This is a genomic window from Pseudomonas sp. NPDC090208, assembly GCF_044746785.1.
Classification (GTDB): Bacteria; Pseudomonadota; Gammaproteobacteria; order Pseudomonadales; family Pseudomonadaceae; genus Aquipseudomonas.
This window is the reverse complement of the sequence record NZ_JBIVCU010000036.1, coordinates 1-11,986: the sequence shown is the minus strand read 5'-3', so window position 1 is coordinate 11,986 and position 11,986 is coordinate 1. Positions and strand designations below refer to the sequence as shown.

10 protein-coding genes are annotated in these 11,986 nt (G+C 62.7%); 2 read left to right on the top strand and 8 right to left on the bottom strand.

Translation table 11 applies throughout. The features are described 5' to 3' along the window. Positions 1-226: 226 nt before the first annotated feature. The 8 genes from ACIPL0_RS30860 to ACIPL0_RS30825 form a co-directional block, all read right to left on the bottom strand. Positions 227-1,618, bottom strand: a complete 1,392-nt coding sequence (locus tag ACIPL0_RS30860) for a sensor histidine kinase (RefSeq protein ID WP_400603042.1) — start codon at positions 1,616-1,618, stop codon at positions 227-229. Then, positions 1,596-2,279 (bottom strand): response regulator transcription factor, encoded by a 684-nt coding sequence (locus tag ACIPL0_RS30855; RefSeq protein WP_400603043.1) that lies wholly within the window; start codon positions 2,277-2,279, stop codon positions 1,596-1,598. The genes ACIPL0_RS30860 and ACIPL0_RS30855 overlap by 23 nt, the downstream gene beginning before the upstream one ends. Before the next feature lie 228 nt (positions 2,280-2,507). Further along, a complete protein-coding gene (locus ACIPL0_RS30850; RefSeq protein ID WP_400603044.1) occupies positions 2,508-3,392 on the bottom strand; it encodes a formate/nitrite transporter family protein in 885 nt (294 codons plus the stop codon). A 225-nt stretch (positions 3,393-3,617) separates the two neighbouring features. Next, positions 3,618-4,268, bottom strand: coding sequence for a bifunctional nicotinamidase/pyrazinamidase (pncA, locus tag ACIPL0_RS30845; protein ID WP_400603045.1), 651 nt, complete (start codon positions 4,266-4,268; stop codon positions 3,618-3,620). A gap of 148 nt (positions 4,269-4,416) precedes the next feature. Then, positions 4,417-5,382, bottom strand: a complete 966-nt coding sequence (locus ACIPL0_RS30840) for a D-2-hydroxyacid dehydrogenase family protein (protein WP_400603046.1) — start codon at positions 5,380-5,382, stop codon at positions 4,417-4,419. A gap of 248 nt (positions 5,383-5,630) precedes the next feature. Next, positions 5,631-6,284 (bottom strand): DUF1345 domain-containing protein, encoded by a 654-nt coding sequence (locus tag ACIPL0_RS30835; protein ID WP_400603047.1) that lies wholly within the window; start codon positions 6,282-6,284, stop codon positions 5,631-5,633. 291 nt (positions 6,285-6,575) lie between these two features. Beyond that, positions 6,576-7,919 (bottom strand): glucarate dehydratase, encoded by a 1,344-nt coding sequence (gudD, locus tag ACIPL0_RS30830; protein ID WP_400603048.1) that lies wholly within the window; start codon positions 7,917-7,919, stop codon positions 6,576-6,578. Between the two features lie 92 nt (positions 7,920-8,011). Continuing rightward, complete coding sequence (locus ACIPL0_RS30825) at positions 8,012-9,361, bottom strand: MFS transporter (protein WP_400603049.1); 1,350 nt, start codon at positions 9,359-9,361, stop codon at positions 8,012-8,014. Between the two features lie 339 nt (positions 9,362-9,700). Here ACIPL0_RS30825 and ACIPL0_RS30820 point away from each other — a divergent pair, with 339 nt between their 5' ends. After that, positions 9,701-10,414 (top strand): FadR/GntR family transcriptional regulator, encoded by a 714-nt coding sequence (locus ACIPL0_RS30820; RefSeq protein WP_400603050.1) that lies wholly within the window; start codon positions 9,701-9,703, stop codon positions 10,412-10,414. Positions 10,415-10,544: 130 nt separating this feature from the next. Then, entirely contained in the window at positions 10,545-11,648 is a 1,104-nt protein-coding gene (locus ACIPL0_RS30815) for a CdaR family transcriptional regulator (RefSeq protein WP_400603051.1), read from the top strand. Positions 11,649-11,986: the final 338 nt, after the last annotated feature.

The following is an 11,986-nucleotide window of genomic DNA, read 5'->3' as shown; positions in this document are numbered from 1 at the left end:
TGAACGCCATGGTTCGGGATGGAAAACCATGGCAAGACTCGCCTGCCAGCCGTTAGTCGGGTGGGAGGCTTAAGACAGTTGGCTCCCTCCCACGGCCTTCGGCCAGAAGCAAAAGCAGATGGGGGGCGCTGATCCGTAGCAGTCCGGCTTGCCGGCGGTAGCGATCTTGAAAATGCCGCCGCCGGCAAGCCGGACTGCTACGGGGAGAGATCAGACAGAGGAGGGATCACCCCAACGCCAACACCTGCCGACACTCCAGCACCAGGCTCGCGCCACCTGAGGGGCTGCTGCCGATGCGCAGTTTGAAGCCGTGCAGGTTGACGATGGCAGCGACGATGGACAGGCCCAGGCCGAAGCCGCTCTGCTGGTTGCCGCTCTCGCTGCGGTAGAAACGCTTGAACACTGCTTCACGTTCCGCGTCGGGGATGCCGGGGCCGGTGTCTTGCACTTCGAGGAAGGTAGTGTCGCCTTCGGCGCGGGCGATCAGCAGGACCTGGCCGCCGGGCGGGGTGAATTTGATCGAGTTGCTCAGCAGGTTCGACAATGCCTCGAACAGCAGCGCCCGGTCTGCCACGACGGGGGGCAGATGCTCGGCGATTTTCAGTTGCAGCGAGACGCCGCCTTCTTCCGCCAGCGGCAGATAGAAATCATGCAACTCCTGCAGCAGAGGCCGCGGATCGAGCTGGCCGAAGGCCGAACGACGCTGGTGGTCCTCCAGTTCGGAGATGCGCAGCAGGCCGCGGAAACGTGCCATCAGCGTGTCGGCATCGGCAATCACCTGTGCCATCTGCTCGCCCTGGGCCGAATCTTCCGGTGACTGCTGCTGAATGCGATAAAGCTGCGCACGCAGGCGGGTCAGCGGCGTGCGCAGATCGTGGGCGATGTTGTCGCAGACACCCTTGACCTCGTTCATCAGCCGTTCGATACGGTCGAGCATGGCGTTGACGATGTCGGCCAGCATGTCCAGTTCGTCGCGGCGGTTGGACACCGGCAGGCGGCGGGTCAGGTCGCCGGTGACGATGGCTTCGGCGCTGGCCTGAATCGCCCTGATCCGTTGCAAGGGGCGTCTTCTCAGCAAGTGCCAGCCGGCGATGCCGGGAATGATGGTCAGCGAAATGCCCCACAGCAGCGCGCGCAGAATCAGCGTGGTCACGGCGAACAGCGAGCCGTTGTCACGCACCAGCACCAGCCAGCGGTCATCCAGGGTATGAACGGCCACGGCATCGCAGCTGGCAGGCGGCAGGTTCGGGTCGTCGGACTGGATGCAGGTGTCCAGTTCCTGGATCTGCCCGTCCAGGGTCAGGCCTTCGGGGATCGCCCGCACCGGCCCGCTGATCGGTTTGAGGTTCTTGTCGAACAGGCCGTAGGCGTCCACGGTGCGGATGTCGAACTTGTCGCTGGTGGTCAGGGCGTCATCCAGCTGCGCGCCTTCGAAGCGCGAGAACAGTTGCTGGCGCTGCATCAGCGAGTGGCGGGCGAGGGTGTTCAGGTAGCTGGTGACTTCCCAGTACAGCACCCCCAGCAGGATGCTGCTCCAGGCGACAAACAGAAAACTGTACAGCGCCAGCAGCCGGCTGCTGGAGGAGCGCCAGCCCTTAGACGGGTTCGGCAATGACATAACCTGAGCCTCGAACGGTACGTATCAGCGGCGTCAGGGTAGGGGGATCGATTTTCTTGCGCAAGCGACCGATATGGACATCGATCAGGTTGGTGCCGGGGTCGAAGTGATAACCCCAGACTTCTTCGAAAATCATCATGCGGGTGATGATCTGGCCGCTGTTGCGCATCAGAAATTCCAGCAGCTTGTATTCGGTCGGCAACAGGTTCAGTGGCTGGCCGGCGCGGGTCGCTTCGCGGGTGATCAGGTTCAGCTCCAGATCGGCGACCTTGAGCATGGTTTCCGCCTGGGTCACCGGGTTGCTGCGGCGCAGCAGCACTTCGACGCGGGCGGCCATTTCGTCGGAGGCGAAAGGTTTGGACAGGTAGTCATCCCCGCCGGCGCGCAGGCCGCGCACGCGTTCGTCGACATCGGACAGGGCGCTGATCATCAGGATCGGCGTGGCGATGCCCAGTGCGCGCATGGTGGTGACAATCGCCAGACCGTCGACTTCCGGCAGCATGCGGTCGAGGGTGATCAGGTCATAGTCGCCGCTGACCGCGCGCACCAAGCCTTCGCGACCGTTGTCGACCCAGTCCACCTGCAGGCCGTGGCTGCTCAGTTCGGCGACGATTTCCTTGGCGGTGACGGCATCGTCTTCGATTGTCAGAATTCGGGTCATTGGATTGCCTGAACCATGTTGCGACAGAAGGCTGTAGTTTGCCTTTAAACGTAGTCGGGATTTCTTAAAAATTATTTAGGTTGGCCCTAGGTTGGCCCTGTAGCAGCGTGGCTTGTCCCGCGACCGGCGGGGAACCCGTCGTAAAACCTGCCCGTGCGATATATCTGATACACCGCATTCACTGGATTTACGACTGCTCCGCAGCCGGTCGCGGGACAAGCCACGCTCCTACATTTTTGTATCGGCTTTGCGAGGGCGGTCTGAGGCCTGCTTCCCGGGAGGCGCACCGCTCTCGCTCCTGATCTGCGCATGGCTGATCAGCGCGAAGATAAAACTGCCGCCGATGATGTTGCCACCCAGGGTCGGCCCGGCGAACACGGTCCAGAATTCGTGCCATGACAGCTCACCGGCAAATACCAGATAGGACACCTCCGCCGAGCCGACCACGATATGGGTGAAGTCGCCCAGCGCCATCAGGTAGGTGATCATCAGGATGATCCACATCTTGGCGTTTTCCATGGACGGGATCATCCAGACCATGGTGGCGATCATCCAGCCGGAGACGATGCCCTTGGCGAACATCGACGAGGCGTCGTTTTCCATCACCTTGCGCCCGATGGCCAGAAAGGCTTCGTCGGTCTTGCTGTCGAAAATCGGCAGTTCCAGCATCACGTAGGCCACCAGCAGCGTGCCGCACAGGTTGCCCACCAGCACCACCGTCCACAGCCGCAACAGTCGGCCGAAATTGTTCAGCGTCGGCTTGGTCATCACCGGCAGCACGGCGGTCAGGGTGTTTTCGGTGAACAGTTGCTGGCGGGCGAGGATCACCGCAAGGAAGCCTGCGCTGTAACCGACGCTGGCGATCACCTTGAAGGCATCGCCGTCGGGAAGCCGGGCGTTGAGCAGCCCCATCGCCATCAGCGACAGGCCCATGGTCAACCCTGCCGCGAGCGCCGACCAGAACAGCGCGGCGACGTTGCGCTCCAGCTCCTGATCGCCCTGGATTCGGATCGTCTCGTGCAGAACGGCAGCGCGGGGCGGCTGGTTTTCGTCGATATCGCGTTCTTCCTCCGGTGTCAGGCCAGGGGTCTTGCCGTCTTGTTCTTGTGTCATGGCCGAATCTCGCAGTGTGCCGTGCTGTTGCTTGAGACACACGGCGCTGGCGGTCGTTCGCGATCGGGAGAAATCACAAAACCTGTAGGAGCTGGCTTGTCCTGCGAGCGGCTGCGGAGCAGTCGTAAATCCGTTGAACGCGGTGGGTCAGGTAAAGCGCGCTCTCAGGTTTTACGACGGGTTCCCCGCCGCTCGCAGGGCAGGCCAGCGCCTACAAATTGGTGTTCATGTCGGTAGATCGGCGCTGTCGATGCGGATTACGCCTGCCGCCGTCAGGTCCTTCCAGGCTTTGTCCAGCGAGCCGTTCAGGTCGATGGCCTTGCACGCGTCGGCGATCAGCCAGGTGTTGAAACCGGCCGCGCGGGCATCCAGTGCTGACCAGGCGACGCAGAAGTCCAGCGCCAGGCCGACCACGAATACGCTGTCGATGCCGCGCTCTTTCAGATAGCCGGCCAGGCCGGTCTGGGTGGTGCGGTCGGCTTCGACGAACGCCGAGTAGCTGTCGATACCGGGGTTGCAGCCTTTGCGCAGGATCAGTTGCGCGTGGGCAATCTGCAGCTCGGCGTGCAGTTGCGCGCCGTGGCTGCCTTGCACGCAGTGGTCCGGCCACAGGGTCTGCGCACCGTAGGGCAGGGTGATGCTGTCGAACGGTGCGCGCCCGGCATGGCTGGAGGCGAAGGAAATGTGGCCGGCCGGGTGCCAGTCCTGGGTGATGACCACGTTACGAAACTGCGCGCCGAGGCGATTGATCAGCGGCACCAGGGCGTCGCCCTCGGCCACCGCCAGCGCGCCGCCGGGCATGAAGTCGTACTGCATGTCGATGACCAGCAGCGCGGCACGTGGGTCGGAGGGCAAGCGGGAAAGGGAGGTGGTCATTCATCTGGCTCCTTGATGAAATATTTGATCGGATGAAAAACCTTGTAGGAGCCGGCTTGCTGGCGAAAGCGTTCGGTCAGGCAACCAGGATGTCGCTGACCGGACGCCTTCGCCAGCAAGCCGGCTCCCACAGGTCAAGCAATGTCCGTCAGGCAAACACCCGAATCGGCTTGCCGGCATGCCAGGCCTGGATGTCTTCGATCATCTGGCTGTAGAACATGCCGTAGTTGTTCTGTGTGACATAGCCGATGTGCGGCGTGGCCAGCAGGTTCGGCAGGCTGCGGAACGGGTGGTCGGTCGGCAGTGGCTCGACGCTGTAGACGTCCAGCGCCGCACCGGCGATTTTCTTCCGTTGCAGCACGTCGATCAGCGCCGCCTCATCCACGATCGGCCCACGGGCGGTGTTGACCAGATAGGCGGTCGGCTTCATCCGGTTCAGCGAATCGGCGTCCACCAGCCCGCGGCTGCGGTCGCTGAGCACCAGGTTGACCGAGATGATGTCCGACTGTTCGAACAGCTCCTGCTTGCTGACATAAGTCACACCGTGTTCGGCGGCGCGCTCGGCGGTCAGGTTTTCGCTCCAGGCGATGACTTTCATGTCGAAGGCCAGCGCGTAGCGGGCGATCTTCTGGCCGATGCTGCCCAGGCCGACGATGCCCAGTGTCTTGCCGTACAGGTCGCTGCCGATGCCGATCTGCCAGTTGCCGGCGCGCAGGGAGTTGGCTTCGTCCACCAGATTGCGGGTGACGCCCATGATCAGCGCCCAGGTCAGTTCCGGTGCGGCGTATTTGTAGCTGTCGGTGCCGACCACGGTGATGCCCAGGCGGGCGGCGGCCTTGAGGTCCAGCGCGGCGTTGCGCATGCCGCCGGTGACCAGCAGCTTGAGGTTGGGCAACTGGCTGAGCAGGGCGTCGTCGAACAGCGTGCGTTCGCGCATCACGCAGAGCACGTCGAAGTCTTTCAGGCGCGCGGCCATGGTTGCGGTGTCGGCGGGGTATTCATGGAGGAAACTGACGCTGCCGATGGAGTCGAGCGCGGTCCAGTCCACCACATCCTGGGCGATGGACTGCCAGTCATCGAGCACGGCAATGCGCAGCGCGGAACCCTGGGTCATTTCGGTCAAGCCTCTTTCAGCGAGTACGTTGGATTTGTGGGCGCCAACATACGCCTGCGCAACAGTGAGTGGAACCCCAGGCAGACGCTAAACCTGTAGGAGCTGGCTTGTCCTGCGACCGGCTGCGTAGCAGTCGTAAAACCTGTACATGCTGTCTGTCTGGCACGGCCAATGTGGATGGGTTGCTGCCGGTTCCCGGCAGGTCGCAGGACAAGCCAGCTCCTACAGGGGAGGGGGCATGCCTGGCTTCAATTGAACAACCCCGCCGCGATATTGATCGAGAACCCCAGAATCGAGGTGTTGAACAGAAAGCCGATCAGCGACTGCGCCAGTACCACCCTGCGCATGGCGCGGGTGGCGACGCCGACGTCGGAGGTCTGCACGGCCACACTGAGGGTGAAGGAGAAATACAGAAAGTCCCAGTAATCCGGGTTCTGCTCGCCATCGGCGAAACGCAGCGCGGCGTCTTCGCCGTCCCAGGTGTAGAACAGCCGGGCGTAATGCAGGCTGAAGATCACCCCGGTCAACAGCCAGGAGCCGACGATGGTCACCCCGGTAAAGGCGTAATGCAGCGCCTTGTCGCCGTCGCTCATGTCCTTGATCCCGGTCAACTCCAGCACGATGGCGGCCAGGCTGGCCAGCGCCGCGATGCAGACCAACATCAAGACCAGCCCGGCGTTTTCGTCCTCGACCTCGGCGATGCGTCGCACGTCTTCGGCGTTGGAATTGCAGGTGCGCAGCATGATCAACAGCATGTACAGCCAGGCGGCGACGTTCCAGGCGATCAGGCAGCGACTGGTCAGGCTGGTGGCGGGGGCGATGAAGATCGAAGCGATGCCGGCCGCAACGCCCAGCAGGATGGCGATGATCAGGCGCGGATGGGTACGGGTGAGGTGGGTCATGGATGACTTCACGGCGGGCGATGTGCTGAAACCTTAGCACGGGACCGTGTGGGGCAAGGGGGAGGCGTTGCGCTGTCCTCACGGCAGCCCGCAATCAAAGTGGGAGGGAGCCCTGCTCGCGAAGGCGTCAGATCAGTCACTGCTGTGGTGCAGGCCAGCCTGCATTCGCGAGCAGGGCTCCCTCCCACAAAGATCGCGCAGGCAGCGGCAGAAAGAAAAACGGCGCGCAAGGGGTTACGCGCCGGTCGCCAGTTGGCAATTTACGTGGATCGGTTCAAGCAGCCTGCGCCCTCAGCGCACCAGGCAAGGCTGCTTGTTGTTGAACTTCCAGTTCGGCACCAAGAACTGCATGGCGACGCTGTCGTCGCGGGCACCCAGGCCCATGCCTTTGTACAGTTCGTGGGCCTTGGCGACCTGGTCCATGTCGATTTCGATACCCAGACCCGGCTTCTTCGGCACCTGCACGTTGCCGCCGACGATCTGCAGCGGCGCCTTGGTCAGGCGTTGGCCGTCCTGCCAGATCCAGTGGGTGTCGATGGCAGTGATGTTGCCCGGTGCGGCCGCAGCAGCGTGGGTGAACATCGCCAGGGAGATGTCGAAGTGGTTGTTGGAATGCGAACCCCAGGTCAGGCCCCACTCGTTGCACATCTGCGCCACGCGCACCGAACCCTGCATGGTCCAGAAGTGCGGGTCGGCCAGCGGGATGTCCACCGATTGCAGCTGGATCGCGTGGCCCATTTCACGCCAGTCGGTGGCGATCATGTTGGTGGCGGTGCGCAGGCCGGTGGCACGACGGAACTCGGCCATCACTTCACGGCCCGAGTAGCCGTTTTCGGCGCCGCACGGGTCTTCGGCGTAAGCCAGCACCTTGTGCTGGTCGCGGCACAGGCGGATGGCTTCTTTCAGCGACCAGGCGCCGTTCGGGTCCAGGGTGATACGGGCTTTCGGGAAACGCTCGGCCAGCGCGGTGACGGCTTCGATTTCCGCGTCGCCGTTGAGCACGCCGCCCTTGAGTTTGAAGTCTTCAAAACCGTACTGAGCGTAGGCCGCTTCCGCCAGGCGCACCACGCGCTCCGGGGTCAGGGCTTCTTCGTGACGCACGCGGAACCACTCGTTGTCGGCGTCGTTTTCGGTGCGGTAGGGCAGGTTGGTCTTGTGCTGGTCGCCGACGTAGAACAGGTAACCGAGCATCTTCACTTCGTCACGCTGCTGGCCTTCGCCGAGCAGAGCCGTCACCGGCACTTCCAGGTGCTGGCCGAGCAGGTCGAGCACGGCGGCTTCGATGCCGGTGACCGCGTGGATGGTGATGCGCAGGTCGAAGGTTTGCAGACCACGGCCGCCGGCATCACGGTCGGCGAAGGTGCGGCGCACGTCGTTGAGGATCTTCTGGTAGTTGCCGACGGTGCTGCCGACCACCAGCGAGCGGGCGTCTTCCAGGGTCTGGCGGATTTTCTCGCCACCCGGGATCTCGCCGAGGCCGACGTGGCCGGCGTTGTCCTTGAGGATCACGATGTTGCGGGTGAAGTACGGGCCGTGGGCGCCGCTGAGGTTGAGCAGCATGTCGTCGTGGCCGGCCACCGGGATGACCTGCATGTCAGTGATGACGGGGGTGCTGCCGAAATTCTGGTTGGTCATGACTCAATTCCTTGCGGTTACAGGGCGCCGCCATGCAGCGCCTTAATAAATGAGGTTCAGAGCTTTCAACGTCGTTTCAAACGTTCAGGACATCAGGAGTGGCTGGGCGAGGCATCGGCCTTGGCCACCGGCACGGCACCCGGCTTGGGCGTGGTGCGCACGGTGAACACCAGGATCGCGGCGATGATCGAGGTCGCGGTCAGGCCGTACAGGCCGCCCTGGATCGAGCCGGTCTGCTGTTCGAGGATGCCGAAGGTCGTCGGCGCGACGAAGCCGCCGAGGTTGCCCACCGAGTTGATCAGCGCGATCACGCCGGCCGCGATGCGGGCATCCAGGTAGCCTTGCGGGATCGGCCAGAACAGCGACGATGCCGATTTGAAGCCCAGTGCCGCGAAACAGATGGCGACGAAGGCGAACACCGGCCCGCCGGTGGTCGACATGAACATGCCGGCAGCGGCGATCAGCAGGGCCGTGGCGACCCAGGCTTGCTGGTGTTTCCACTTGGCCGAGACCGAGGCGAAACCGTACATGGCGACGATGGCGATGAACCACGGGATCGAGTTGAACAGGCCGACCTGGAAGTCGGTCAGATCGCCCATCTTCTTGATGATGCTCGGCAGCCAGAAGGTGGCGGCGTAGATGGTCAGCTGGATGAAGAAGTACATCAGGCAGAACAGCAGGATCTGCGGGTCTTTAAGCAGCTTGCCGATCGACATCTTCACCGGGTTGGCGGCTTCACGGGCACGCTGTTCGGCGTCGATGGTCTCGCTCAGAGCGTCCTTTTCCGCCTGGGTCAGCCATTTGGCGTCCTGCGGCGTGGAGTCCAGCCAGAACCAGACGAAGAAGCACAGACCCACCGAGAACATGCCTTCGATGAAGTACATCCACTGCCAGCCGTGCAGGCCCAGGCCTTCGATCTGCAGCAGCAGGCCGGACAGCGGACCGGAAATCAGCGAAGCGAAGGCCGAACCGCTGAGGAAGATGGCGATTGCCTTGCCGCGTTCGGCACTTGGCAGCCAGCGGGTGAAGTAGTAGATGACGCCCGGGAAGAAGCCGGCTTCGGCCACGCCCAGCAGAAAACGCAGGATGTAGAAGTGGGTTTCGTTCTGGATGAACGCCATGCCGGCGGCCACCAGACCCCAGGTCAGCATGATCCGGGTCAGCCAGATGCGTGCGCCGACTTTCTGCAGGAGGATGTTGGAGGGGACTTCGAACAGCGCGTAAGCGATGAAGAACAGGCCGGCACCGAAACCGTAGGCGGCTGCACCGATGCCCAGATCGTGTTCCATGTGACTACGAACGAAACCGATGTTGACCCGGTCGATGTAGTTGACGATGAACATGATGACGAACAGCGGCAGGATATGGCGCTTGATCTTGGAGACCGCCGATTGCAGGGCGGAATCGCTGGCGTCATGCACCCGTGATGAGGATGTGTTCACTCTGATGACTCCCACTGATTATTTTTATGCGGGTTGTAGCTATGTGTGTGACAAGGTGTGTCCCTTGTTGCCAGTCATCATACAAGTAAAAGATCGCTTCGCAACCGGTTTTATTGGGGTTGTGGAGATATTTTTATCGGGATAGTCTTTCCTGTATGACAAGTTGGATGAGTGATCCGGGCGTCATGGAATCCCGAAAGCATCGAGGTTTCAGGCGTCTGGAAAGGGTTTTGGTCGACGCGGGTGCGTCGATTTGCCACGCTTGTCGCCGCAGAAAAATACAAGTGCCGTCGGGGGCTGCTCCCGGTGCCTACAAGACAACTGTTCGGACAACGTCACATGCAACCACCTGAACCGGTCCTGCCGAAACGCCGGCAACACAGCCTGGCCACTGATCTGGTCACGGACCTGAGCCAGCGCATTCTCATGGGCACCATCAAGCCGGGGGACAAACTGCCGTCGGAAAGCGAAATCGTCCGTCAGCACGGGGTCAGCCGCACCGTGGTCCGCGAGGCCATTTCCAAACTGCAAGCCTCGGGGCTGGTGGAAACCCATCAGGGCAAGGGCACCTTCGTCCTGCCGCGCTCGCCCCAGAGTGGCCTGCACCTGAAAGTCGAGACGGCGTTCAGCGTGCGTCACATCATCGAGCTGCGCATGGGCCTGGAAACCCAGGCGGTGGCGCTGGCGGCGCAACGGCGCAGCGCCGAACAGCTGCTGGCGATGCGTCTGGCGCTGGATGACTACCAGGACCTGCTCGCCAAGGAAGACAGTTGCATCGAGGCCGACCGGCGCTTCCACCTGCTGATCGCCGAGGCCACCGGCAACCCGTATTTCGTCGAAATCCTGCACAACCTCGGCAATGCGGTGATCCCGCGAAGCCGTATCGCCACCAGCGAGCGCGCCGGTACCAGCCTGACTCACCATGCCTATCTGGCGAACCTGGAACATGAGGCGATCCTCGCCGCCATCCGCCGCCAGGACCCCGATGCGGCGAGGGCGGCGATGTGGACGCACTTGAGCAACAGCCGTGAGCGGCTGGCGCCGGTGGAGTGATCAGCTGTCCATGTGGCTGGTGCAAATCTGCGCCATCGCCGCAAAAAATCAGGCAGACTCCATCCACTTATAAAAAGACATGTCGTGATGTGTATGAACCGCCAACCGCTTCATTCGCTGGATATTGCCCATGTTTGCCCTTGATCACGCCCTGGCTCAGGACATCGTCGATCGGGCCATGGCGATCCTGCCATGCAACGTCAATGTCATGGATTACCTGGGCATCATCATCGGCAGCGGCGAGGCCGAACGTCTCTACACCCGCCATGAAGGCGCGCAACTGGTGCTCGCCAACAGCCGGGTGGTGGAGATCGATTCGCACACCGCCAAACAGCTCAGCGGCGTGCGGCCGGGGGTGAACCTGCCGCTGATGCTCGATGACAAGCTGGTCGGCGTGCTGGGCATCACCGGCGAGCCGGAGCAGGTGCGGGTCTACGCCGAACTGGTGAAGATGACGGCGGAAATGCTGATGGAACATCGCCGTCAGCAGGCCGATCAGCAGTGGCGGCATCAACGCAGCGAGGACCTGCTGGCGCGGCTGTTGCTGGGCGAGACGGCGACTCATCTGGTCGATGAAGCCGAGCAGCTCGGGTTGCAGCCGCAATTGCCGCGTCAGGCCGTATTGCTCGGTCTGCCCGCTGACGCGCAGTGGGGTGGACAACTGGCGGCCTGGCTCAATGGCCGTTACGCCAACAGCTGGTGCGTGTCCTGCGATCCGGGGCTGATCTACTGGTGTCGCGCGGTGGGCAAGGACCGTGACGATGCGCTGTTGCTGGAGCAATTCGACGAGCAGGGTTGGCCGGTGCAACGCATGGCGACGGTCGAGCCGTCGGCGAATCTGGCGGCCTTGCGTGAGGCATGCGCTGCGGCGCGGGACTTGATCGATTACGCCCGGCAGATCCAGCCCCGGCAGCGTCTGTTGCGGCTGGCGACCTATCGTCTGGCGGTGTTGTTCTGGCGCAACCGGCATGACTGGCTGGCCGAGGGGGTCGCCGAGCCGCTCGGCCGTCTGCAGGATCACGGGCAGTTGCTCGACACGTTGCGTGCCTGGTTCGATTACAGCGGGGAGAGTCAGGCGTGTGCTGATGCCTTGGGGATTCATCGCAACAGCTTGCGTTATCGGCTGGAGAAGATTGCCGAGATCAGTGGCTGTGATCCTTACCGGACGGATGATCTGTTGCGTCTTTATCTGGCAATGCAGATGGTGCCGCGGGGGCAGTTGCCGGCCTGCTAACGCGGCGCTCTTTCGCCCTCGGAACGTTACGCGGACCTTGTAGGAGCTGGCTTGCCCTGCGACCGGCGACGAAGTCGTCGTAAATCCTGTGCACTCGGTGTGTCAGTTACTCCGCCGAGTCTGCTAACGCAGCCTTGTTTCGCCTGGCGGCGAGTTACTTGGAAAAGCCCCAAGTAACCAAGGGCTTCTTACCCCGCCATACGGTGCCTCGCCCAGGCTCGGCATTCCCTCACTCCGGCAATACTCCGTGGGCCCGCCGCGAATGGGCCATCCATGGCCCACGCGGCTCTCGCGACATCCTGTCGCTCAACCCACTCCACATCGCCTGCGTTCGGCCT